Source organism: Pantoea sp. CFCC18177 (genome assembly GCF_059412425.1).
The window spans coordinates 49,431-73,042 of the sequence record NZ_JBNBPL010000003.1 but is presented as its reverse complement, the minus strand read 5'-3'; the positions used below and the strand labels follow the sequence as shown (position 1 = coordinate 73,042).

Annotated in this window: 21 protein-coding genes; 17 read left to right on the top strand and 4 right to left on the bottom strand. The window is 53.4% G+C overall.

Annotated features, from left to right (window positions below; all coding sequences use genetic code 11):
- Nucleotides 1-4 precede the first annotated feature (4 nt).
- Nucleotides 5-1,651: a flagellar hook-associated protein FlgK gene (flgK, locus tag ACPUC8_RS04415; protein WP_494925639.1), complete on the top strand. Its 1,647-nt coding sequence runs from the start codon at nt 5-7 to the stop codon at nt 1,649-1,651.
- A gap of 21 nt (nt 1,652-1,672) precedes the next feature.
- Nucleotides 1,673-2,635 (top strand): flagellar hook-associated protein FlgL, encoded by a 963-nt coding sequence (gene flgL, locus ACPUC8_RS04410; protein WP_039333652.1) that lies wholly within the window; start codon nt 1,673-1,675, stop codon nt 2,633-2,635.
- Nucleotides 2,636-2,798: 163 nt separating this feature from the next.
- Here flgL and rne read toward each other — a convergent pair whose 3' ends face one another.
- Nucleotides 2,799-6,122, bottom strand: coding sequence for a ribonuclease E (gene rne / locus ACPUC8_RS04405; RefSeq protein WP_494925638.1), 3,324 nt, complete (start codon nt 6,120-6,122; stop codon nt 2,799-2,801).
- 574 nt (nt 6,123-6,696) lie between these two features.
- Here rne and rluC point away from each other — a divergent pair.
- Nucleotides 6,697-7,653 (top strand): 23S rRNA pseudouridine(955/2504/2580) synthase RluC, encoded by a 957-nt coding sequence (gene rluC, locus ACPUC8_RS04400; RefSeq protein WP_494925637.1) that lies wholly within the window; start codon nt 6,697-6,699, stop codon nt 7,651-7,653.
- Between the two features lie 11 nt (nt 7,654-7,664).
- Here the strand turns inward: rluC and ACPUC8_RS04395 are convergent, their stop codons facing one another.
- Nucleotides 7,665-8,246 (bottom strand): Maf family protein, encoded by a 582-nt coding sequence (locus ACPUC8_RS04395; protein WP_494925712.1) that lies wholly within the window; start codon nt 8,244-8,246, stop codon nt 7,665-7,667.
- Between the two features lie 143 nt (nt 8,247-8,389).
- Between ACPUC8_RS04395 and yceD the strand changes: the two genes are divergently transcribed.
- From yceD to ptsG, 14 genes are all read left to right on the top strand, one after another.
- Nucleotides 8,390-8,911: a 23S rRNA accumulation protein YceD gene (yceD, locus tag ACPUC8_RS04390; RefSeq protein ID WP_039333660.1), complete on the top strand. Its 522-nt coding sequence runs from the start codon at nt 8,390-8,392 to the stop codon at nt 8,909-8,911.
- 14 nt (nt 8,912-8,925) lie between these two features.
- Nucleotides 8,926-9,096, top strand: coding sequence for a 50S ribosomal protein L32 (rpmF, locus tag ACPUC8_RS04385; protein WP_007885783.1), 171 nt, complete (start codon nt 8,926-8,928; stop codon nt 9,094-9,096).
- A 27-nt stretch (nt 9,097-9,123) separates the two neighbouring features.
- Nucleotides 9,124-10,164, top strand: coding sequence for a phosphate acyltransferase PlsX (gene plsX, locus ACPUC8_RS04380; RefSeq protein ID WP_039333666.1), 1,041 nt, complete (start codon nt 9,124-9,126; stop codon nt 10,162-10,164).
- Nucleotides 10,165-11,118: a beta-ketoacyl-ACP synthase III gene (locus tag ACPUC8_RS04375; RefSeq protein WP_039333668.1), complete on the top strand. Its 954-nt coding sequence runs from the start codon at nt 10,165-10,167 to the stop codon at nt 11,116-11,118. It abuts the gene before it with no gap.
- A 16-nt stretch (nt 11,119-11,134) separates the two neighbouring features.
- Entirely contained in the window at nt 11,135-12,067 is a 933-nt protein-coding gene (fabD, locus tag ACPUC8_RS04370) for an ACP S-malonyltransferase (protein WP_494925636.1), read from the top strand.
- Between the two features lie 10 nt (nt 12,068-12,077).
- Nucleotides 12,078-12,812, top strand: a complete 735-nt coding sequence (gene fabG / locus ACPUC8_RS04365; protein ID WP_039333672.1) for a 3-oxoacyl-ACP reductase FabG — start codon at nt 12,078-12,080, stop codon at nt 12,810-12,812.
- Between the two features lie 153 nt (nt 12,813-12,965).
- Entirely contained in the window at nt 12,966-13,202 is a 237-nt protein-coding gene (gene acpP, locus ACPUC8_RS04360; RefSeq protein ID WP_007885774.1) for an acyl carrier protein, read from the top strand.
- Nucleotides 13,203-13,288: 86 nt separating this feature from the next.
- Nucleotides 13,289-14,530, top strand: coding sequence for a beta-ketoacyl-ACP synthase II (fabF, locus tag ACPUC8_RS04355; RefSeq protein ID WP_039333675.1), 1,242 nt, complete (start codon nt 13,289-13,291; stop codon nt 14,528-14,530).
- Between the two features lie 122 nt (nt 14,531-14,652).
- Nucleotides 14,653-15,465 (top strand): aminodeoxychorismate lyase, encoded by an 813-nt coding sequence (gene pabC, locus ACPUC8_RS04350; protein ID WP_039333677.1) that lies wholly within the window; start codon nt 14,653-14,655, stop codon nt 15,463-15,465.
- Nucleotides 15,462-16,481: an endolytic transglycosylase MltG gene (gene mltG, locus ACPUC8_RS04345; protein WP_039333679.1), complete on the top strand. Its 1,020-nt coding sequence runs from the start codon at nt 15,462-15,464 to the stop codon at nt 16,479-16,481. Before pabC ends, mltG begins: the two co-directional genes overlap by 4 nt.
- A complete protein-coding gene (gene tmk, locus ACPUC8_RS04340) occupies nt 16,471-17,106 on the top strand; it encodes a dTMP kinase (RefSeq protein WP_494925635.1) in 636 nt (211 codons plus the stop codon). Before mltG ends, tmk begins: the two co-directional genes overlap by 11 nt.
- Nucleotides 17,103-18,092, top strand: a complete 990-nt coding sequence (holB, locus tag ACPUC8_RS04335; RefSeq protein ID WP_494925634.1) for a DNA polymerase III subunit delta' — start codon at nt 17,103-17,105, stop codon at nt 18,090-18,092. The genes tmk and holB overlap by 4 nt, the downstream gene beginning before the upstream one ends.
- A 17-nt stretch (nt 18,093-18,109) precedes the next feature.
- Complete coding sequence (locus ACPUC8_RS04330; protein WP_494925633.1) at nt 18,110-18,901, top strand: metal-dependent hydrolase; 792 nt, start codon at nt 18,110-18,112, stop codon at nt 18,899-18,901.
- 284 nt (nt 18,902-19,185) lie between these two features.
- Complete coding sequence (ptsG, locus tag ACPUC8_RS04325) at nt 19,186-20,619, top strand: PTS glucose transporter subunit IIBC (RefSeq protein WP_058973578.1); 1,434 nt, start codon at nt 19,186-19,188, stop codon at nt 20,617-20,619.
- A 44-nt stretch (nt 20,620-20,663) separates the two neighbouring features.
- Here the strand turns inward: ptsG and bglB are convergent, their stop codons facing one another.
- Together bglB and ACPUC8_RS04315 are read right to left on the bottom strand one after the other, a co-directional pair.
- Nucleotides 20,664-21,803, bottom strand: coding sequence for a beta-galactosidase BglB (bglB, locus tag ACPUC8_RS04320; RefSeq protein ID WP_494925632.1), 1,140 nt, complete (start codon nt 21,801-21,803; stop codon nt 20,664-20,666).
- Nucleotides 21,800-23,404 (bottom strand): MFS transporter, encoded by a 1,605-nt coding sequence (locus tag ACPUC8_RS04315; RefSeq protein WP_494925631.1) that lies wholly within the window; start codon nt 23,402-23,404, stop codon nt 21,800-21,802. Before ACPUC8_RS04315 ends, bglB begins: the two co-directional genes overlap by 4 nt.
- Nucleotides 23,405-23,612: the final 208 nt, after the last annotated feature.

The window sequence follows — 23,612 nt, the reverse complement described above, 5'->3', positions numbered from 1 at the left end:
CGAGATGTCCAGCATAATTAACTCAGCGATGAGTGGGCTGAGCGCCGCACAGGCCGCATTAAGCACCACCAGTAATAACATCAGTAACTACACGGTAGCGGGCTACTCACGTCAGACTATCCTGTTAAATCAGGCAAACAGCACGTTATCGGGCAACAGTTATTACGGCAATGGCGTGAACGTCACTGGCGTGCAGCGTGAATATGATGAGTTCATTACCGCCCAGTTGCGCGGTTCCAGCGCCAACTACAGTGCGGTGAACACCCAATATTCTCAGATCTCTAATATCGACGATCTGCTTTCAACTTCGACCACCAGCCTGTCGACATCCATTCAAAGCTTCTTTACCAACGTGTCTAACGTGGTCAGTAATGCTAACGATCCTTCAGCGCGTCAATCGATGCTGAGCTATGCGCAAGGGTTGGTGAATCAGTTCCAGACCACGTCGCAATATCTGACCAACATGCAAAGCAGCGTCAACACGGATATTTCATCCAGTGTTGATCAGATCAACACTTACACCGGTCAGATTGCCGATCTCAACGCGCAAATTGCCAAACTCACCACATCAGATGGTTCGGCGCCTAATGACCTGTTGGACCAACGTGATCAACTGGTGAATAACCTCAATAACGTGGTCGGCGTCACCGTCTCTCAGCAGGATGGCAGCTACATCGTTTCTATGGGTAGTACCACGTTGGTCAACGGTAAAAACACCACGCAACTGGTCGCAATGCCATCCAGCAGCGATCCATCGCGCACCACTGTAGGTTATGTTGATAAGTCTGCGGGCAATGTCGAGATTCCAGAAAAAACCCTGACCACCGGTTCATTAGGCGGGTTACTGGCTTTCCGAACTCAGGATCTCGACACTGCACAAAATCAATTGGGCCAGCTGGCGGCCGCTTTCACCACCAGCTTTAACGCGGTTCAAACCGCCGGTTACGACAGCAACGGCGATCAGGGCACAAACTTCTTTACCATCGGCAGCCCAACGGTGGTGAGCAATACCAAAAACACCGGCACCGCAGAGGTCACCGCAGCATGGTCGGACAGCAGTGCGCTGAAAGCTTCAAATTATACCGTGAGTTATGACGGTACTAATTGGTCGGTCACGCGTATGTCAGACAACGTCAAAGTTAACGCCACGCCGGGCACAGACACTGACGGCAACACCACGTTAAGTTTTGATGGTCTTAACCTGACGGTCACTGGTGACGCGCAAGCCAAAGACAGTTTCCTGGTGAAGCCGGTGCAGGACGTCATCGGTGGAATGTCAGTCGCGATAACGGATGAATCACAGATCGCCGCCGCATCCTCTGCGACCAGCGGTGAAAGTGATAACACCAACGCGCAGAAAATGCTCGACCTGCAGAACTCAAAACTGGTAAATGGCAATGCCACCCTGGCACAAGCCTATGCCACGATCGTCAGCACCGTGGGTAACAAAACCAGCTCACTGGAGACGGCAAGCACGACCCAAGAGAGCGTAGTGACTCAGTTAACCGATCGTCAGCAATCAGTTTCGGGTGTCAACCTCGATGAAGAGTACGCCAACCTGACCAAGTATCAGCAGTTTTACATGGCGAATGCGCAGGTATTGCAAACCGCCAGCACCATTTTCAATGCGCTGATGGATATCCGCGGCTAAGTCAACAGAGGATAAAAACCCATGCGTTTAAGCACGAATATGATTTTTGACCAGCAGGTACGCGGTATCACTGGTTCCCAATCTTCATGGTTAAAAGTAGGCGAACAGCTTTCTAGTGGTCTGCGCGTTAATAATCCGTCTGATGACCCGATCGCAGCGGCAAGCTCGGTCATTTTGGCGCAGTCACAAGCAAAGAGCAGCCAGTACGCCACTGCGCGCACTTTTGCGAATCAAAGTTTGTCGCTTGAAGAAAATACATTACAGGGCGTGACCTCAGCCATTCAGTCAGCGCAGACCACTATCGTCAATGCCTCCACTGGTACATTGAGTGACGATGACCGTGCATCCCTGGCTACTCAGTTACAAGGTTTGCGCGATCAGTTGTTGGGTCTGGCTAATAGCCAGGATGCCAGTGGCCGCTATATTTTTGCCGGTTATAAAACCGAATCGGCACCATTCAGCGACACAGGCACAGGCGTCACCTATGTTGGCAGCGACGATGCGATCAGTCAGAAGATCAGCGACAGCCGCACGATGACCGTCGGCAATACCGGCGACTCAGTGTTCATGTCTATCACCAGCAATGCCAAAGCCGAACCGGATGGTACTGACAGCGAAACCAATCTATTCACCATGCTGGATACCGCAATTGCTGCATTGAAGGTGCCACAGGATGATGCCGATGATGCGACTAAGCAGACGTTCCAGGACGCAATGGACAAGACCAACCGTGGTTTGAGCAACTCCCTCAACAATGTGTTGGCCGTGCGTTCTGATGTCGGGATCAAAATGGATGAAGTGGATACCCTTGATGCACAAGGTGATACCAATGACACCATTATGGCCACACAGATGAGCAACCTGGTGGATGTCGATTACACCTCTGCGATCTCCAGCTACACCATGCAACAAACGGCACTGCAGGCGTCTTATAAGACCTTCACTGATATGTCTAAGATGTCGCTATTCCAGCTCAACTCTTAAATAACTGAACTGAAAATTTGAGCGTGCTTAAACCGGGCGCGCTTAGTTTCTCCCACCGCCTTTCGAGGCCGTGGGATTTTTTTTGCGCAATCTATCGCGCTTCTTACTGGCAATAAAAAACCCCGAACCAGTCGGGGTTTTGTTATCGCTTTACGGCTTAAGCTTAAACGCTTTCAGGACGTGTAGCCGGTGCTGTCGCCTGGTGAGTGGCGCTGTGGCCACCTGCAGAACCACGACCGTCAAAGTCGAACGGTGGGCGAACCCAGTCGCTGTGACGAACCGCTTCAGGTTCCCATGCCGGCGCCGGTGCTTTGGTCATCGGCGCAGTGGCGTGATGCTTCCAGCGGGTTTCAGCGTTGTTGACAGCAGTGTCACGCGCTGCAACAGGCGCATGGGGTTCCGCGACAGCTGCAACAGGCGCTTCAGCAGCAACCGGTGCACTCAGCACGTCTTCCACTTGCGATTCAACCGCCGGCGCGACATCTGCTGGGGCTTGTTCAGCGACGACTACGGCTTCACGCACGACTTCCGCTACAGGCTCAACTTCTGCCACAGGTTCAACATCTGCGACGGCTTCAACAACAGGCTCATCAGCGGTGATGGCCGGGACCGCTTCTGCCGCCGTTTGTTGCGCAATCTGCTCATCAGCAGCCGGGATCACGGCAGGTTCTTCGTTGACCGGAGCGGCAACAGGTGCCAGATCATCCGTATTCACCACTGGCACTTCAGTGTGTGCCTGCGGTTCAGCGAGATGAACGATCTCTTGTGTTTCAGGCTGCGCGACTTCAGTTGATGCCGCTTCCACTGCCACAGGCTGAGTATCCGGCTCACCAGTATGCTGATAGCTGTAATCTGGCATTTCGTTCAACGCTTCCGGAGAAGAGAACTGCTCGTGGGTCTGAGCAACCGGATAGGTAATCCAGACTTTGCCTGACGCCATTTCTGGTGAAGCAGAGGCTGATTCCAGCGGCATCGCAGACTGCGTTGGGTAGCGCTCGTCACGATAGCGACGACGGCGTTGACCACTCACGCGCAAGTGACGAGGAGAACGACGTGAGCGGCGCGGCATATTCGCGCTATCACGGTTTTCGTTGTCATCTTGCTCATCATGGGTTGCTTCAGGTTGTTCATTGAACTGAGCGCGCTGTGCTGTTTCAACCGCAGCTTCTGAAACGGCTGGGGTTGGAATCGCGGCGGTCACTTCAGTGGTATCACCCACGCGTACACGCTGATTCAGCTGGCGCGGTTTACGACGCGGCATGACTTGAACGCGTTCTTCTTCCTGAGCAACGTTTTCGTCAACGATATCAGTCTGAACGGCATCAGCGGCTTTCTGATCTTGCTGCTGAGTGCGTTTTTCTTCCTGACGACGACGCTGACGCTCAGCACGCTGTTCACGGCGCTGCTGTTGCTGCTCATCACGCTGCTGCAACTGCTCTTCAGTCAGTGCAGGGCGCTCGCCACGTGGCTCGTTCTGACGCTTATTACGGCGATTGTCTTGGTTATCACGAGGCTCACGTGCTTCACGCGGTTCACGCGGTTCACGCGGTTCACGCGACTCGCGAGGTTCACGAGCTTCACGGCCCTGCGCATTGTCGCCATTACGCGGTGTGCGCTCACGACGATTGTTACTGCGACGGTTGTTACGACGTTCGCCACGCTGTTGATTGTTCTCACCTTCAGCGGCTTTCTCTTCTGGTTTAACTTCTGCTGGAGTTGCTGCAGGTGCATCACCCGCGAACAGTTTTTTCAAGCCACTCAGAAGGCGAGCAACAAAGCCGGTGCTGGCAACGGCAGGTGCAGCAGCTGCGGCCGGTTTAGCATCGGCTTTCGCCACAGGCTGGCTAGATTGTTCAGCTTCAACCGGTGCAGGTGGTGCATCCGGCATTACGAACGCGGCAAGTGCTGGCTGCTCAGGACGACGACGCTCAGCATGCTCTTCTTCCGAAGGCAACGCCATCTCCGCCTCATGTAACTTCGGCAGGTGATAAGAGAGGGTCTGCGTCTCTTCACCTTTACGCACGCGTAGCACGGAGTAGTGTGGCGTTTCCATCTGATCGTTCGGCACGATAATGGCACGGACGCCACCCTGGCGCTTCTCGATAGCGCTGACTGCATCACGTTTTTCGTTCAGCAGGTAAGAGGCTACCGGCACAGGTACAATCGCATGCACTTCTTTGGTGTTGTCTTTCAGCGCTTCTTCTTCAATCAAACGCAAAATAGACAAGGAGAGCGATTCGTTATCACGAATGGTGCCGGTACCGCTACAACGTGGGCACACGTGGTGGCTGGACTCGCCCAATGAAGGGCTGAGGCGCTGACGCGACATTTCCAGTAAACCGAAACGCGAAATGTGGCTGATCTGAATGCGTGCGCGGTCCTGACGGACGGCTTCGCGCAGACGGTTCTCAACCGCACGCTGGTGACGGACTGGTGTCATATCGATGAAGTCGATAACGATCAGGCCACCAAGGTCACGCAAGCGCAGTTGGCGCGCGATTTCATCAGCGGCTTCCAGGTTCGTATTGAACGCCGTTTCTTCGATATCACCACCGCGCGTGGCACGTGCGGAGTTGATGTCGATAGCGGTCAACGCTTCAGTGCTGTCGATAACAATCGAACCACCGGAAGGCAGACGCACTTCACGCTGGAAGGCGGATTCGATCTGCGACTCGATCTGATAATGACTGAACAGCGGTATTTCACCGGTGTACAGTTTGATTTTGCTGCTGAAGTCGGGGCGACCCAACGCAGCGATATGCTGACGAGCCAGTTCCAGTACTTTCGGGTTATCGATAAGAATTTCACCGATATCCTGACGCAGGTAGTCGCGGAAGGCGCGCACAATGACATTACTTTCCTGATGGATCAGGAAAGGTGCAGGGCGGCTATCGGCGGCTTTTTTAATCGCTTCCCAGTGTTTCAGTCGGAAGCTGAGATCCCACTGCAGTGATTCGGCAGATTTGCCCACGCCTGCAGTACGAACGATTAAGCCCATACCGTCTGGCAGTTCCAACGCGGAGAGTGCTTCTTTCAGTTCGGTACGGTCATCACCTTCGATGCGACGGGAAATGCCACCGGCACGCGGGTTGTTCGGCATCAGTACCAGATAGCTACCGGCCAGTGAAATAAAGGTGGTTAATGCAGCACCTTTATTACCGCGCTCCTCTTTATCAATTTGAACGATAACTTCCTGACCTTCACGCAGCACATCTTTGATGTTAGGACGACCATGTGCGTTGTAATTGGCAGGGAAATATTCGCGGGAAATTTCTTTAAGAGGGAGAAAACCGTGGCGTTCAGCACCGTAGTCTACAAATGCAGCTTCGAGGCTTGGTTCAACACGGGTGATTTTACCTTTGTAGATATTGGCTTTTTTCTGCTCGTGTCCGGGGCTTTCGATATCCAGATCGTACAGACGTTGTCCATCAACAAGGGCAACGCGCAACTCCTCCTGCTGAGTTGCGTTAATTAACATTCTTTTCATCGTGACTTACTCGTTATTCTCACATGAGTGATAAAGCTGCGGGCATCGTTACCCATGGACGAGAATCAACCGATGGCCTCGTGTCTTAATGCACTGACGTCAACCTCACGGTTGTCGTCGGCTAAAGAGGCGCAAATCTTGTCGGTGGCCTGTTTTTCATAAGGAAAACCAGCGCCTGAAGGTGGAATTGCTACAGAGTATTCAGAAATCCACACATCCTAGTCTGTCGTCCAGGCCGCAACCCGCAGCCCGCTAAGTGCCTGATTAAACATCACGTCTTACGCCATTGCTGCGTGTCAGTTTCATCCGGCAAAATACCTTAATTTCGCTCTTTTTCCTGCCTGACTCTTTCCAGGACAGAAACCCCTGCATTATTCCATTGCTCACCAACATATAGCAAGGCGACTTTTGCCGAGCTGTGAAGTTTGTGCATCCTTAACCTGTTCATTTGCAGGGCTTAACCTCGCTTTGATGAAAAAGTCATCATTAAGACCTTTTCCCAACGCGATAAAGAGAGAGTTAAGCACAGAAAAAGGGGTGGCGCTATCCAGGGACACTATTTAGAATCGCCGCCATGAAAACAGAGAATCCCGGCGTACAGTATGTCGCCATTTCGGCTGAAAATGCCGGACAACGAATTGATAACTTTTTGCGCACCCAGCTCAAGGGCGTGCCGAAAAGCATGATTTATCGCATCTTGCGTAAAGGCGAGGTGCGCGTGAATAAAGGTCGCGTCAAAGCAGAGTACAAACTGGAAGAGGGCGACGAAGTCCGAATTCCTCCAGTGCGGGTTGCTGAGCGAGAAGAGCAGGTGGTGTCGCCGAAACTTGATAAAGTCGCGGCGTTAGCGCATGCCATCCTGTACGAAGACGATCATTTACTGGTGTTGAACAAACCGGCAGGCACAGCAGTTCATGGCGGAAGCGGCCTGAGCTTTGGGGTTATTGAAGGTCTGCGCGCACTGCGCCCGGAAGCGCGTTTCCTTGAATTGGTTCATCGCCTTGATCGTGATACCTCAGGCATTCTGCTGGTTGCTAAAAAACGCTCGGCTCTGCGTTCGTTGCATGAGCAGTTGCGCGAAAAAGGCATGCAGAAAGATTACCTGGCACTGGTGCGCGGCGACTGGCCGTCACATTTGAAAGTTGTGCAGGCTCCTTTGCTGAAAAACATTTTGCAAAGTGGTGAGCGTGTAGTGCGCGTGAGTGCGGAAGGTAAGCCTTCAGAAACGCGCTTTAAAGTCGAAGAGCGTTTTGGCTTTGCGACGTTAGTAAAAGCGAGTCCGGTCACCGGTCGTACGCATCAGATTCGCGTGCACACGCTGCATGGTGGACATCCGATTGCGTTTGACGATCGTTATGGCGATCGTGAATTTGACCGCCAACTCGCTTCAACGGGGTTGGCTCGCTTGTTCTTGCACGCGGCAGCCCTGACCTTCACACACCCTAATACCGGGGAAGTGTTGCGGATGGAAGCGCCGCTGGATAATGCGCTTAAGCATTGCCTTGCACAGTTACGTCAGAAAAAAGCGTGATGCAACGGGCATCAACCTAATGCGTTGATGCCCACTTTTATCAGCATTTCATTTAGCGCAATCAACGGTAGACCAATTAATGTATTGGGATCGCGTCCCTCAAGCCGTTCAAACAGACAAATTCCCATCCCTTCACTTTTAAAACTGCCTGCACAGTTCAACGGTTGTTCCTTTTCTACGTAGTAACGAATCTCTTCATCACTTAAGGTGCGGAAATGCACGTTAAAGGGCTCAACAATCACCTGTTGTTGCTGACTTTGCGGTTGAATCAATGCCAACCCGGTGTAAAAAGTGATCACTTTACCGCTGGCAGCCGAGAGTTGCTGACAGGCATTTTCAACGGTATGAGGTTTTCCCGTAATCACACCATCCAACACGCAAACCTGATCTGAGCCGATGATCCAGTGGTCAGGGTAATCTTTTGCCAGTGCCTGAGCCTTGGCTAACGCCAGGCGTTGCACCAACGCATGCGCGGATTCATCGGGCAGCGGGGATTCGTCACAATCTGGGGCGGCGGCTATGAACGGCAGGCCAAGCTTGGCCAGCAAGGTCTGACGGAAAGGGGAGGTCGAGGCCAAAATTAACGGAGTCATCATTTTTTTTCAGAATAGATAGCGTAAAGATGACAGTCATTTTAAACTATGCGCCGCACTGGATGCGACTAACGGGTGAAAGATGCTGTAAACCGGCCTTTTTCTTTGACTCTATGACGTTACAAAGTTAATATGCGCGCCCTATGCAAAAGGTAAAATTACCCCTGACGATCGATGTGGCCCGTGCCGCGCAAAAACGCCTTGATTACCAAGGTGTGTATGCACCTGAATTGGTGGCGCGTTTGGCTGAAACGGTCGTGAGTGTGGACAGTGATGTGGAATGCACCATGTCGTTTGCGATTGACAACCAGCGCTTAGCGGTTCTTGAGGGAACAGCTGAAACGCAGGTGACCTTGTCATGTCAACGCTGCAACCAGTCGTTTCCGCATCATGTTCACGTAAGCTATTGCTTCAGTCCTGTCTCTTCTGATGAGCAGGCCGAGGCACTGCCGGAAGCGTACGAGCCAGTTGATATCAATGATTTCGGCGAAATCGACTTGCTGGCAGTCATCGAAGATGAACTCATCCTCGCGCTGCCTGTCGTTCCGGTGCATGATTCTGAACACTGTGAAGTGTCCGACGCGGACATGGTATTTGGGAAGCTGCCTGAAGAGGCAGAAAAACCAAATCCGTTTGCCGTATTAGCCAGTTTAAAGCGTAAGTAATAGGAGTAAGGTCCATGGCCGTACAACAGAATAAACCAACCCGTTCTAAGCGTGGTATGCGTCGTTCACACGATGCGCTGACCACCGCAGCTCTGTCAGTAGATAAAGTTTCTGGTGAAACTCATCTGCGTCACCATATCACTGCGGATGGTTACTACCGCGGTCGCAAGGTTATCACCAAGTAATTCTTTGCGGTTACGCAAGGCGATACCTTGACACGTTTGACCCTGGCAGTTGATGCCATGGGCGGGGATTTCGGTCCCTGCGTGACAGTGCCTGCATCCTTGCAGGCACTGGCCTCTCATACGCATCTGGTTCTTCTTCTGGTCGGTGATCCCGACATCATCTCGTCATTTCTTGCCAAAGCGGATTCCTCGTTACTGGGGCGTGTGCAGGTGATCCCTGCCGAATCGGTTATTGCAAGTGATGCCAAACCTTCACAAGCTATTCGTAACAGTCGCGGCAGTTCCATGCGCGTGGCGTTAGAACAGGTGAAAGAGGGAAGAGCGCAGGCTTGTATCAGTGCGGGAAATACCGGCGCATTGATGGGTCTGGCAAAAATGTTATTAAAGCCGCTGGATGGGATTGAGCGTCCGGCGTTGATGACCGTCTTGCCGCATCAGCAGCATGGCAAAACGGTGGTGCTGGATTTAGGCGCAAACGTCGATTCAGACAGCGACATGCTGGTGCAGTTTGCGGTGATGGGCGCCGTCATGGCAGAAGAAGTACTGGAAATTGCCAAGCCGCGCGTTGCACTGTTGAACATTGGTCAGGAAGAGACCAAAGGGCTGGAAACGATTCGCGCAGCATCTGCGGTTCTACGAGACACACCGCAAATCAACTATATTGGATATCTTGAGGGGAACGATCTCCTCACCGGCAAGACGGATGTGCTGGTCTGTGATGGCTTCGTGGGTAACGTCACGCTGAAAACCATGGAAGGCGTGGTAAGAATGTTTCTTTCTCTGCTCAAGTCGTCAGAGGATGGGAAAAAACGGGCCTGGTGGTTGAAACTGGTCGGGCGCTGGATTCAAAAGCGCCTGGCAAAACGTTTCGGTCATCTCAACCCCGACCAGTACAATGGCGCTTGTCTGTTAGGATTGCGCGGGACAGTGATCAAAAGCCACGGTGCGGCGAATCAACGTGCGTTTGCCGTGGCGATAGAGCAGGCAGAGCAGGCGGTGCGAAGGCAAGTCCCAGAGAGGATTGCTGCGCGCCTTGACGCTGTATTAGCCAGGAGTGACAAAGCGTAGATGTTTACCAAAATTATCGGTACGGGCAGCTATTTGCCTGAGCAGGTTCGCACCAATGCGGATCTTGAAAAACTGGTGGAAACTTCGGACGAGTGGATTGTCACCCGTACCGGCATCCGTGAGCGCCGCATTGCTGCGCCAGATGAAACCGTTGCCACCATGGGCTTTACCGCCGCGCAACGTGCGCTGGAAATGGCTGGCGTTGCTGCCAGCGATGTCGGTCTGATTATTGTGGCAACCACCTCTTCCAGCCACGCCTTCCCAAGTTCAGCGTGTATGATCCAGCAAATGCTGGAGATTAACGACTGCGCGGCATTTGATTTGGCCGCCGCTTGTGCAGGTTTTACCTACGCATTAAGCGTTGCCGATCAATACATCAAAAATGGCGTGGTTAAACACGCGCTGGTGATTGGTGCGGACGTTCTGGCGCGGACACTGGATCCTGAAGATCGCGGCACCATTATCCTGTTCGGTGATGGTGCGGGTGCGGTGGTACTGGGTCAAAGCGAAGAGCCGGGCATTCTGTCAACGCATCTTCACGCTGATGGCCGCTACGGCAAACTGTTGACGCTGCCGTATCAGGACCGCGCGCATCAGGATGAGCCAGCTTACCTCACCATGGCAGGTAATGAAGTCTTCAAAGTGGCGGTAACCGAACTCGCCCACATCGTTGACGAGACGTTGCAGGCCAATAACCTTGACCGCGAAATGCTCGACTGGCTGGTACCACACCAGGCCAACTTGCGCATTATCAGCGCCACCGCCAAAAAACTCGGCATGGGCATGGACAAGGTTGTGGTCACGCTGGATCGCCACGGCAACACTTCCGCTGCCTCAGTGCCAAGTGCACTCGATGAAGCCGTGCGTGATGGCCGTATCAAGCCAGGACAACTGATTTTGCTCGAAGCCTTTGGTGGCGGTTTTACCTGGGGTTCGGCGCTGGTTCGCTTTTGATTGACAGGAACGAAAGATGACACAATTTGCTTTTGTTTTCCCGGGACAGGGATCGCAGACCGTTGGCATGTTGGCCGACCTGGCTGTAGAAAATCCGCAGGTTGAAGCCACATTCCGTGAAGCTTCAGATGCACTGGGTTACGACTTATGGCAGCTGGTGCAACAAGGCCCTGCTGAAGAGTTGAACAAAACCTGGCAGACCCAACCAGCTTTGCTGGCGGCTTCAGTGGCCATTTACCGTGTCTGGCAGAGCAAAAATGGCTCACAGCCGGTGTTAATGGCGGGCCACAGCTTGGGTGAATATTCTGCGCTGGTTTGTGCTGGTGTACTGAATTTCGCCGATGCGATTAAGCTGGTTGAGCTGCGCGGCAAATTGATGCAAGAAGCGGTGCCAGAAGGCACGGGCGCTATGCAGGCAATTATTGGTCTTGATGATGAATCCATTCGTAAAGCCTGCGAAGAAAGCGCGCAAGGTCAGGTGGTTTCACCGGTCAACTTCAACTCGCCTGGCCAGGTGGTTATCGCGGGCAATAAAGAAGCGGTAGAGCGTGCTGGAGCAGCCTGCAAAGCAGCAGGTGCAAAACGTGCGTTGCCGTTGCCTGTCAGCGTACCGTCGCACTGTGCGTTAATGAAGCCCGCCGCAGAGAAACTGGCCGTTGCGCTGGAGAACATTACGTTCAACGCCCCAGCCGTACCGGTGGTTAACAACGTGGATGTGAAGTGCGAAACTGAGGCCGCGGCGATTCGCAGCGCCCTGGTACGCCAGCTGTACAGCCCCGTTCGCTGGACGGAAGCGGTTGAGTTTATCGCGACCCAAGGTGTTGACCAGTTGCTGGAGATCGGTCCAGGTAAAGTCCTGACCGGTCTGACCAAACGTATTGTAGATAGCCTGACCGCTGCTGCAGTGAACGATTCTGCTTCACTAAACGCTGCGTTTACACAGGAATAAGAGGAAAAACATGAGCTTTGAAGGTAAAGTAGCGCTGGTGACTGGCGCAAGCCGCGGCATTGGCCGTGCGATCGCGGAAACGCTGGTTGCACGCGGTGCGAAAGTGGTGGGAACGGCTACCAGTGAAAGCGGTGCGGAAGCAATCAGTGCTTACCTCGGCGATAAAGGTAAAGGTCTGCTGCTGAACGTGACCGATGCCGCCTCTATTGAGAGCGTGCTCGAGAAAGTTCGCGCTGAATTTGGCGAAGTGGACATTTTAGTCAATAATGCAGGCATTACGCGTGACAATCTGTTGATGCGCATGAAAGACGATGAATGGGCGGATATCCTCGATACCAACCTGACATCGGTCTTCCGTCTTTCTAAGGCGGTTATGCGTGCCATGATGAAAAAACGCGTGGGCCGTATCATTACCATCGGTTCTGTAGTTGGAACCATGGGTAACGCGGGCCAAACAAACTACGCGGCAGCAAAAGCAGGTTTGATTGGCTTTAGCAAATCACTGGCGCGAGAAGTCGCGTCACGTGGCATTACCGTAAACGTCGTGGCTCCGGGCTTTATTGAGACGGACATGACGCGTGCACTGAACGAAGATCAGCGCTCGGGCATTTTGGCAGAAGTGCCGGCAGGTCGTTTAGGCGACCCGCAGGAGATTGCCAATGCTGTTGCATTCTTAGCCTCTGACGAAGCCTCTTACATCACGGGTGAGACGCTGCACGTCAATGGCGGCATGTACATGGTCTGATAATCACGAAATCATTTGCATTATCTGCGGTAAACACCGCAGAATAGCGCAAAATCGTGGTTCGACCAGCCGGGATTTTGTTGCATCTTTTTCAACATTTTATACACTACGAAAACCATCGCGAAAGCGAGTTTTGATAGGAAATTAAATAGTATGAGCGATATCGAACAACGCGTTAAGAAAATCGTAGCTGAGCAGCTGGGTGTTAAAGAAGACGAAGTGATTAACACTGCTTCTTTCGTTGAAGACCTGGGTGCAGATTCTCTTGACACCGTTGAGCTGGTAATGGCTCTGGAAGAAGAGTTTGATACTGAAATTCCAGACGAAGAAGCTGAGAAAATCACTACCGTTCAGGCAGCGATCGATTACATCAATAGCCATCAAGGCTAATGAATATCTTCAGGCGGTCACCTCGACCGCCTGAGTTTTATGTTTGCCCCACATAGCGTTATTTTTTCCCTCCCTGGAGGACGTACGTGTCTAAGCGTCGTGTAGTTGTGACTGGTCTTGGCATGTTGTCTCCTGTCGGCAATACCGTAGAGTCTACCTGGAGTGCTCTCCTTGCCGGTCAGAGCGGCATTAACCTGATCGACCATTTTGATACTAGTGCCTACGCAACACGCTTTGCGGGCTTAGTAAGAGATTTTAATTGCGATGAATTCATCTCGCGCAAAGATCAGCGCAAGATGGATGACTTCATCCAATACGGCATTGTTGCCGGCATTCAGGCTATGGCAGACTCCGGTCTGGTTGTAACTGATGAGAATGCCGGTCGCATCGGTGCGGCAATTGGTTCCGGCATCGGCGGACTGGGTTTAATTGAAGATAACCATAGTTCTCTGGTCAACGGCGGCCCGCGCAAAATCAGCCCATTCTTTGTTCCTTCGACCATCGTTAACATGGTAGCCGGTCATCTGACCATCATGTACGGTCTGAAAGGTCCAAGCATTTCGATTGCAACGGCTTGTACTTCAGGCGTGCATAACATTGGTCATGCTGCGCGTATCATCGCGTACAACGATGCTGACGTTATGCTGGCTGGTGGTGCTGAAAAAGCCAGTACCCCACTGGGTGTCGGTGGCTTCGGTGCTGCACGTGCGCTCTCCACAAATAACGAGAACCCGCAGGCGGCAAGCCGTCCGTGGGATAAAGATCGTGATGGCTTTGTGCTGGGTGACGGTGCAGGCATTGTGGTGCTGGAAGAGTACGAACATGCGAAGAAGCGCGGTGCTAAAATCTATGCTGAAATTATCGGTTTCGGCATGAGCAGCGATGCTTACCACATGACCTCTCCTCCGGAAGATGGTTCAGGTGCAGCAGCGGCAATGGTCAATGCCTTGCGTGATGCGCAGCTGAATGCGGAGCAGATTGGCTACGTTAACGCGCATGGCACCTCGACGCCAGCCGGTGACAAAGCTGAAGCGCAGGCAGTGAAGTCAGTATTTGGTGCAGCGGCCCGCAGTGTGATGGTCAGCTCTACCAAATCCATGACCGGACACTTGCTCGGTGCGGCAGGGGCCGTAGAATCGATTTATTCGATTCTGGCACTGCGTGACCAGGCCATTCCGCCAACCATCAACCTGGATAACCCAGATGAAGGTTGCGACCTGGATTTCGTGCCGCATACGGCGCGCCAGGTGAGCGGTCTGGAGTATGCTTTGTGTAACTCCTTCGGATTTGGCGGCACCAACGGTTCGCTTATCTTCCGCAAGGTATAATTCATACCCCGCCCAATAAAAGGCCCGCAATGCGGGCCTTTTTTATATTTTGACACGCAGTGGCGTGGAATCTTACGTTCGTCGATGGTATGTAAACAGGCACAGTAGCCAAGGGGATGGGTATGTTGATAAACGGCATAGAGCAGAACGTGCTCTCCGCAAGCGATCGCGCGGTGCAGTTTGGCGACGGCTGCTTTACCACTGCAGCGGTGGTTGGCGGCAGAATTCAGTTGCTGGATGCCCATCTGCAACGGCTGAAAGAGAGCTGTGAACGCCTGTTTATACCGCTCCCTGATCTCGCCCGATTGTCGGCAGAGATGCAGCAGCTGGCCAGCGGTCAGGCTCAGGCCGTATTAAAAGTCATTCTGACGCCCGGTGCAGGAGGCAGAGGCTACAGCAGAGCCGGCTGCGAGACGCCGACTCGCATTCTTTCGCTGGCACCCTGGCCGAATCATTACGCCCGTTTGCAGCAGCAAGGTGCAACCCTCGTCACCAGTCCGGTTCGGTTGGCAAGAAATCCTTTACTGGCTGGGCTAAAGCATTTGAACAGACTTGAACAAGTGCTGATCCGTCGACATCTTGATCAGACCGACGCTGACGAAGCGCTGGTGCTTGACACTGCAGGGACGGTGGTGGAATGCTGTGCGGCCAATTTATTCTGGCGCAAAGGCGAACGCATCTATACGCCGCGCCTGGAACAAGCGGGTGTGAATGGCATTATGTGCCGTTATCTGATGGCGCAAATGGCGATGGCAGGCCAGTCTTGTCAATTGATTGACGGTAGCAGGGACGATGTGTTGAACGCCGATGAAGTGGTGATTTGTAACGCCCTGATGCCGGTTTTACCTGTGCGGAAAATTGACGATGTTTCGTTCTCCGCGCGCACGCTGTACCAGCAACTGCAGGACAGTTGCCAGACAATGGAAGCAACATGACCCGAATGAAAAAAATCGTCGCCAGCGCCGTGGCGATTGCCGGCCTCGCGGCCGCCTTTAGTTATTGGCAAATCGAACGTTTAGCCGATACACCTTTGACGATCAGCCAGGAAACCCTTTATACCCTGCCAGCAGGCAGCGGTCGCGTGGTACTGGAAGCACAGCTGGAAAGTCAGCATATTATTCCTGCCAGCATCTGGTTTGGCCCGTTATTGAAACTGGAACCGGAATTAGCCAAATTCAAGGCGGGTACTTATCGGCTGGAAAGCAATATGACGGTGCGCCAGTTGCTTGAGCTGTTGGCCAGCGGTAAAGAGGCACAGTTCCCGGTGCGCTTTGTTGAAGGCTCACGTTTGAAAGAGTGGTTGGCAGAACTGCGCAAAGCGCCTTATCTCAAACACACCCTGACGGATGATGAGTTTGCCACCGTGGCAGCAGCCCTTAAACTGGATGCCAGCCAGCTCGAAGGCGCTTTCTATCCTGACACTTATCTCTACACCGCCAATACCAGCGATGTGGCGCTACTGGAGCGTGCGCACGCGCGCATGAACAAACTGGTCGATGAGATTTGGCAAGGCCGCATGGACAATCTGCCTTATAAGAAAGAGCAGGATTTGGTGACCATGGCCTCCATCATCGAAAAAGAAACGGGCGTCAGCGAAGAGCGCGCGCGTGTGGCATCGGTGTTTATAAACCGACTGCGTACCGGCATGAAACTGCAAACCGATCCCACGGTGATCTACGGTATGGGTGACAGTTACACGGGCACGCTGACGCGTAAAGACCTGGAAACGCCAACCGATTACAATACCTATACCATCAGTGGTATGCCGCCAGGGCCCATTGCCATGCCGGGTAGGGCATCACTGGAAGCGGCAGCGCATCCGGAAAAAACCAATTACCTCTATTTCGTCGCGGATGGTAAAGGCGGTCACACCTTTACCACCAACCTCGCCAGCCACAATAAAGCGGTACAGGTTTACCGGCTGGCCATGAAGGAAAAAAATGAAAAGTAAGTTTATCGTCATCGAGGGTCTGGAAGGCGCAGGCAAAACAACCGCCTGTGATGCCATCGTCGCGGTATTGCATGAGCAGGGGATCACTGACGTGGTTTTCACCCGTGAGCCCGGCGGTACGCCACTGGCTGAGCAGCTTCGTGTGCTGGTGAAGCAAGGCATCGAGGGTGAGCAAGTCACGGATAAAGCCGAGTTGCTGATGCTGTATGCCGCACGCGTGCAACTGGTGGAAAACGTCATCAAGCCCGCTCTGGCGCGCGGTGCCTGGGTTATCGGCGACCGTCATGATTTGTCTTCACAGGCCTATCAAGGCGGAGGTCGTGGGTTGGATACGCAGTTGATGACCACGTTACGCGATGCGGTGCTGGGTGATTTCCGTCCTGATTTGACGCTCTATCTTGATGTCACGCCAGAAATGGGTCTGCAGCGTGCGCGTGCACGCGGTGAGCTGGATCGTATTGAACAGGAATCGCTGCGCTTTTTCGAGCGCACACGTGAACGTTATCTGGCCCTGGCAGCCGCAGATCCTACCATCACCACTATTGACGCGACGCAGAATATTGCAGACGTGACATCGTCACTTCAGCAGGCGCTGCGCAACTGGCTGGCAGGTCAGGCGGCATGAACTGGTATCCATGGCTGAACCAGCCTTATCGGCAGATTATTGCCCGACATCAAGCCGGTCAGGCGCATCATGCTTTATTGATCCAGGCCATCGAAGGAATGGGGGATGATGCGCTGGTTTGGGGCGTAAGCCGCTGGCTAATGTGCCAGCAGCCGGAAGGGTTAAAAAGCTGTGGTCACTGCCACGGTTGCCAGTTGATGCAGGCGCACACCCATCCAGACTGGTATCGGCTAGAGGCTGAAAAGGGCAAGTCGTCGCTGGGGATCGATGCCGTGCGCGATGTGACTGAAAAGCTCTACCATTTTGCCCAACAGGGTGGTGCGAAGATTGTTTGGTTACCGGATGCCGCACAACTCACCGAAGCCGCGGCAAACGCCTTGCTGAAAACACTGGAAGAACCCCCGGCAAACTGTTGGTTCTTCCTCAGCGTGCTTGAGCCGTCGCGCTTACTGGCAACATTGCGCAGTCGCTGCATGACGTGGCATTTGTCCCCGCCGGAAGAAGTGCAAAGTCTGTCTTGGTTGCACAAACAGCAACCGCAGCCTGAAGTCGTGCTGCGTGCTGCACTGCGTTTAAGTAATGGCGCACCCGCTGCGGCGTTATCGCTGTTGCAACCCGAACGCTGGCAGGCGCGCACCAGGCTATGTGAGACCTTGCTCACCGCCATAAATGGGGATGTGCTGCAACTGTTGCCAGCACTCAATAGCGATGATGTGGCAGAGCGACTGAGTTGGCTGATTTCGATGTTAGTTGATGCCATGAAAGTGCAGCAGGGTGCCAGCCAATGGCTCGGCAACGGCGACAGAGTCGATGTCGTTATGCAACTGGCACAACATCTCAACAGCAGTGCGCTGAATGCGAGTGCCCAGCAGTGGATGCAGTGCCGCGAACAGTTGCTGCATGTTGCAGCGCTAAATCGTGAACTGATTCTGACCGACCGCTTGCTCGCCTGGGGACGATTGATGTCACCCGCGGTGGTCGGCTAAGTAAAAAAGAGAGAAGTATGTTTATTGTTGATTCGCACTGCCATCTTGATGGTCTTGATTATGAAAAACAGCACCGCGATTTGGACGATGTGATCGCCAAAGCGGCGGCCCGTGATGTGAAGTTCATGCTGGCCATTGCCACCACGCTGCCGGATTACTACAAAATCAAACAGCTGGTGGGGGACCGTGAAAATATCGCGCTCGCGTGCGGCGTCCATCCACTCAATCAGGAAACGCCTTATGATGTTGACGAATTTCGTCGCTTAGCCGCAGAAGAGCAGGTGATCGCGCTGGGTGAAACGGGACTGGATTACTTTTACCAGCAGGAAACCAAAGCGCAGCAGCAAGCCTCCTTCCGCGAGCATATCCGTACCGGTATTGCGCTGAACAAACCGATCATCGTTCATACCCGCGATGCGCGTGAAGATACGCTGGCGATCCTGCGTGAAGAGCAGGTTGAAAAGTGTGGTGGTGTGTTGCATTGCTTCACCGAGGATCAAGCCACCGCCGCGAAATTGCTGGATATGGGCTTCTATATCTCCTTCTCCGGTATTTTGACTTTCCGCAACGCAGAGCAAATTCGTGATGCCGCGCGCTATGTGCCGCTGGACCGGATGCTGGTGGAAACCGATTCTCCGTATCTGGCGCCAGTACCGCATCGCGGAAAAGAGAATCAGCCCGCCTTTACCCGTGATGTCGCCGATTATATGGCGGTGCTGAAAGGGGTAGACATTGAAACCCTGGCTGCAGCAACCACCGAGAACTTTTCCCGCCTGTTCCACGTCCCAATGAGCCGTCTCGGCGGCTAATTCGTTTTATTTCGAACCATGAATTAATTCCTTATTGCTGTCTTGTACCGCGTTTAATGCGGTGCAGGCAGTGTTTTATTGCTGCTTATTCATGCAGGTCAGTAAGAAATGACTGAAAGCAATAAAATTTCATCAGCGAAACGTGATAGCCGTCAAAGTAACAATTCGCTATTTATTTTACCCTTCGTAATAAATCAAAAGACGCCCAGCGTCACCCCGGTAAAGGATCCTCCCCCTTTACCATGCGCACTGCGCAAAAAACGCACTCATACTCAGGAGTTTCTATGTTCAAGAACGCATTTGCGAACCTGCAGAAAGTAGGTAAATCGCTGATGTTGCCGGTATCGGTTCTGCCGATTGCCGGTATTTTGCTAGGTGTTGGTTCGGCAAACTTCAGCTGGTTGCCAGCGGTGGTTTCCCATGTCATGGCAGAAGCGGGTGGTTCCGTGTTCGCCAATATGCCGTTGATCTTCGCGATTGGTGTGGCGCTCGGCTTTACCAACAACGACGGTGTTTCGGCACTCGCGTCCGTGGTGGCTTACGGCATCATGGTGAAAACCATGGCGGTGGTTGCGCCGTTGGTGTTGCATTTGCCTGCAGCGGAGATTGATGCCAAGCACCTGGCGGATACTGGGGTGCTCGGGGGCATTATTGCGGGTTCGATTGCCGCCTACATGTTCAACCGTTTCTACCGTATCAAACTGCCTGAGTATCTCGGCTTCTTCGCCGGTAAACGCTTTGTGCCGATCATTTCGGGTCTGACCGCGATTTTCACCGGTATTGTGCTCTCCTTTATCTGGCCACCTATTGGTACGGCGATTCAGGACTTCTCACAATGGGCTGCCTATCAGAACCCGGTTGTGGCGTTTGGTATCTACGGTGTGGTGGAGCGTTCGCTGGTGCCGTTTGGTCTGCACCATATCTGGAACGTTCCATTCCAGATGCAGATTGGTGAGTTCACTAACGCAGCAGGTCAGGTGTTCCACGGTGATATTCCGCGCTACATGGCGGGCGATCCAACCGCGGGTAAACTCTCTGGCGGCTTCCTGTTTAAAATGTATGGCTTACCGGCTGCAGCGATTGCTATCTGGCACTCGGCTAAACCAGAGAACCGCGCCAAAGTGGGCGGCATCATGATCTCCGCTGCGCTGACCTCGTTCCTGACCGGTATTACCGAACCGATCGAGTTCTCGTTCATGTTCGTCGCGCCGATTCTGTACGTGATCCACGCGATTCTGGCTGGCCTGGCGTTCCCAATCTGTATTCTGCTGGGCATGCGTGACGGCACCAGTTTCTCACACGGCTTGATCGACTTCGTGGTGTTGAGCGGTAACAGCAGCAAAATCTGGCTGTTCCCGATCGTGGGTATCATTTATGGCCTGATTTACTACACCGTTTTCCGTGTATTGATTGTGAAACTGAACCTGAAAACACCTGGACGTGAGGACACGGCAATGGAACAGAGCAGCGCAACCGGCAGCGAAATGGCGGGCAAACTGGTGACAGCCTTCGGTGGTAAAGAAAACATTACCAACCTTGATGCCTGTATTACCCGTCTGCGTGTGAGCGTGGCGGATGTGGCGAAGGTTGATCAGGCAGAACTGAAAACCCTCGGCGCACGCGGCGTGGTGGTGGCCGGTTCCGGTGTTCAGGCGATATTCGGGACCAAATCCGATAACCTGAAAACCGAAATGGATGACTATATCCGTAATATGTAACGGATTGAGATAGGGGGGCGGCCAGATGGCTGCCCCCAACACATTCAGAGATAAACCCGCAAATACTCCGTCAGACACAACAGCGCCATGGCCTGACCATAAGGCATTGAGGTCAGGGGCACCTGGCGATAGTAGTCCAGATCGCTGCCCATCGCGGTACCAAACGACACCTGTTTCAACTCCCCTTGTTCATCGATGTTGGCAATCACGCCACGCAGCGCCTTTTCTGCTATCGGGCGATACTCCTCGGGTAAGTAGCGCTTACGAACGGCTTTGAGAATGCCGTAGGCAAATCCCGCGGTCGCTGACGCCTCTGGATAGCTTTGTGGATCGTCGAGCAAGGTGTGCCATAACCCACTGCTATGCTGGCATTCCGCCAATGCCTTCACCTGACTGGCCAGCACCTGCTGCAGGAAACGGCGCGTGGCGTGATGCTCAGGCCAGTCCATCATCTCGAGGAAGTCAGGAATCACGATGGTTAACCAGCTGTTTCCTCGCGCCCAACGGGCGTTGGCGAAATTGTGGCGACCCTCAAACGTCCAACCGTGGAACCACAGGCCAGTTTGGCGATCCATCAAATATTGCGTGTGAATCAGGAACTGATAACTGGCTTCCTCGACAAATTCAGGGCGATCAAGCAGCTGTCCTATCTTCGCCAGCGCCATCACGCTCATCATCAGCGTGTCATCCCACAACTGCTGGGTATTCTCATTGTTATAAACGATATGCTGCAAGCCACCCTGTTCGGTGCGCGGCATTTCATACATTACCCATTCGGCCCAGCGCTCCAGCACCGGACGCCAGGCGGCATTCCCGGTCTCCTGGTAGCGATAAGCCAGCGTCAGGAAGGGGCACATGGTATTGACGTTTTTGGTGGGGGTGCCTTCCGCCAGTCGGGCATCAAACCAGTCATCGATTATTTTCAGCGTAGCCTTATCGCCGGTTTGCTGGGTGAAGTGCAGCATGCCGTAAAGGCCGATACCGTGCGTCCACTCCCAACCGGCCCAGCCTTTGGTGTCTATCACGCGGCCATCATCCAGTCGCAGTAAAAACTCGCCGCTGTGATCGGTGATATTCACTAGATTGTCGGTCAACTTATGGATTAGCTGCACCAGTTCGCTGCGCGGTAACAAAAACTCAGGTTGGCGCAGCAAAGCACTGTGCTTTACAGGAAATACGGTCATGGTTCATTCCTATCGTTAATCAGGGTAGGGAGAGGTTGCAAAGGGCTACGGTGCGTGGGGAGCGGCGGTGCAGCAGACTTGTGGCGATTGAGATAGCCCACATTGTTATTGCCCCACAAATTTTCATACGGCATGCCCGCCAGCGTTTCGACGATGGTGCGCGCTTGCGGTGTAATCTGTTCCGGCACGACGCGTCCAGCCGCGCGCATTTTCACCGTTTCCTGGCGTAAAACCGTGTGGGTGTGCAGGTTCAGTTTGAAGCGCAATGACACGATAAAGCCGCAGGTCAGCACACACAGCGTACCGACGCTGAGAATGAACAGGATGGTATGGCCTACGGCTGGGGCCTGCTCCGCTTTCCCGGAAGTAAATCCGGCTAACTGCAGCACAATACCCACCATCATGACGGCACCGGCTTGCGAGGCTTTGCGAGTCAAGGTCATGATGCCGGCGAAAATCCCCTCGCGGCGCTGTCCAGTGATCACCTCATCGACATCCGCAATGTAGGTATAGGTATTCCACGGAACGTAGTTGATGCCGCCGCGGCCCAGACCGGCTAAGGCGGAAATCAGTACCAGTAGCGCAAGGTTATCATTCATGCCGGTGTACCAAAGCCCGGCGTAAGAGAGGGCGCTGAGGCCGAACAGCACCACCACCATGCGATAGGCCGGGGCAGGTCCAATGCGGATACACAGCGGAATCATCGCCATCACGGCAATAAACTGCAGTACCGCCATGGTGCCCATCAGATTAGATGCGATCTGCGCGCTCTGCATCAGCACAAACACCACGTACCAGGTGAACACCGCATTAAACACGTCCTGCGCGATGTAGCCGCCCAGATACATGCCAAGGTGCTGGCGGAAGATGCGAATGCGCAACGTGGAGGCCAGTTCGACATACAAGCGCTTTAGGCTTTGCAGCAACGACAACTGCGACTTTTGCTCCTCCGCCCGACGCGACTCAGCGGAGAAATCTTCGGGTGCACGTTCCCAGGTGAAACGCCATACCAGCGTCAACACCAGGGCGCAGATCACCGAGAAGACCAGACTGGCATAGAAGAAGGAGACCGGGTTCTCTTTGCCAAACCAGCCAATCAGCACGCCGGGTAAAAAGGCGGCGAGAATCGAGGAGAGTTGTGCGAGAGCAATACGCGCACCGGAAAATCGGGTTTTCTGCTTAAAGTCATCGGTCATTTCCGGTACCAGCGTTTCATAGGGCACCAGAATCATGGTGTAGACCACATCGAACAGCAGATAGGTCAGCAGATACCACCAGAAACTCATGTCACTAATCCACATCAGGCTATAACTGAACACGCAGGGGATGCCGAGCAGAATGAAAAATTTGCGGCGGCCAAAGCGTTTACCCAGCCAGGTGGAACCGAAGTTGTCGGTGAGGAAGCCCATCAAGGGGCTGACCAGCGCATCCAGTACGCGGGCGGCAGCAAAAATGAAGGTGGCTTCTATCGGCGAAAGTCCGCAGAAGGTGGTGTAAAAATAGAGCAACCAGGCGGCAGTGAGCGCCGTGGTGCCTGCTCCGAGGAAATCCCCGGAACCGTAAGCCAGATAATGGCCCAGACCAATCTTACGAGACTGCATGGCAGGTTCTCCTTGAAATCGACGGATTGCACATCCCTCATTACTCCGTACTGCTTGCCCGGATTGGATAGAAAGTAGAGCGCTGTGACCCGGCAAACCTTCGTCATTTGGCAAGGGTTGGCGGGATAGTGGCAAAAACACAAAGAAATCGACGCGATATTTCTAATTTATAAAACAGCGTTTCATTTTTGTATTGATTGGCGATGCA

What these genes read in the sequence shown, in the direction of transcription:
- ACPUC8_RS04315 (WP_494925631.1), bottom strand. Translation starts at nt 23,404, where the DNA reads ATGCAGTCTCGTAAGATTGGTCTGGGCCATTATCTGGCTTACGGTTCC.
- ACPUC8_RS04330 (WP_494925633.1), top strand. Translation starts at nt 18,110, where the DNA reads ATGTTTATTGTTGATTCGCACTGCCATCTTGATGGTCTTGATTATGAA.
- holB (WP_494925634.1), top strand. Translation starts at nt 17,103, where the DNA reads ATGAACTGGTATCCATGGCTGAACCAGCCTTATCGGCAGATTATTGCC.
- pabC (WP_039333677.1), top strand. Translation starts at nt 14,653, where the DNA reads ATGTTGATAAACGGCATAGAGCAGAACGTGCTCTCCGCAAGCGATCGC.
- fabG (WP_039333672.1), top strand. Translation starts at nt 12,078, where the DNA reads ATGAGCTTTGAAGGTAAAGTAGCGCTGGTGACTGGCGCAAGCCGCGGC.
- flgL (WP_039333652.1), top strand. Translation starts at nt 1,673, where the DNA reads ATGCGTTTAAGCACGAATATGATTTTTGACCAGCAGGTACGCGGTATC.
- rluC (WP_494925637.1), top strand. Translation starts at nt 6,697, where the DNA reads ATGAAAACAGAGAATCCCGGCGTACAGTATGTCGCCATTTCGGCTGAA.
- fabD (WP_494925636.1), top strand. Translation starts at nt 11,135, where the DNA reads ATGACACAATTTGCTTTTGTTTTCCCGGGACAGGGATCGCAGACCGTT.
- tmk (WP_494925635.1), top strand. Translation starts at nt 16,471, where the DNA reads ATGAAAAGTAAGTTTATCGTCATCGAGGGTCTGGAAGGCGCAGGCAAA.
- rne (WP_494925638.1), bottom strand. Translation starts at nt 6,122, where the DNA reads ATGAAAAGAATGTTAATTAACGCAACTCAGCAGGAGGAGTTGCGCGTT.
- mltG (WP_039333679.1), top strand. Translation starts at nt 15,462, where the DNA reads ATGACCCGAATGAAAAAAATCGTCGCCAGCGCCGTGGCGATTGCCGGC.
- yceD (WP_039333660.1), top strand. Translation starts at nt 8,390, where the DNA reads ATGCAAAAGGTAAAATTACCCCTGACGATCGATGTGGCCCGTGCCGCG.
- ptsG (WP_058973578.1), top strand. Translation starts at nt 19,186, where the DNA reads ATGTTCAAGAACGCATTTGCGAACCTGCAGAAAGTAGGTAAATCGCTG.
- ACPUC8_RS04375 (WP_039333668.1), top strand. Translation starts at nt 10,165, where the DNA reads ATGTTTACCAAAATTATCGGTACGGGCAGCTATTTGCCTGAGCAGGTT.
- acpP (WP_007885774.1), top strand. Translation starts at nt 12,966, where the DNA reads ATGAGCGATATCGAACAACGCGTTAAGAAAATCGTAGCTGAGCAGCTG.
- flgK (WP_494925639.1), top strand. Translation starts at nt 5, where the DNA reads ATGTCCAGCATAATTAACTCAGCGATGAGTGGGCTGAGCGCCGCACAG.
- ACPUC8_RS04395 (WP_494925712.1), bottom strand. Translation starts at nt 8,246, where the DNA reads ATGACTCCGTTAATTTTGGCCTCGACCTCCCCTTTCCGTCAGACCTTG.
- rpmF (WP_007885783.1), top strand. Translation starts at nt 8,926, where the DNA reads ATGGCCGTACAACAGAATAAACCAACCCGTTCTAAGCGTGGTATGCGT.
- bglB (WP_494925632.1), bottom strand. Translation starts at nt 21,803, where the DNA reads ATGACCGTATTTCCTGTAAAGCACAGTGCTTTGCTGCGCCAACCTGAG.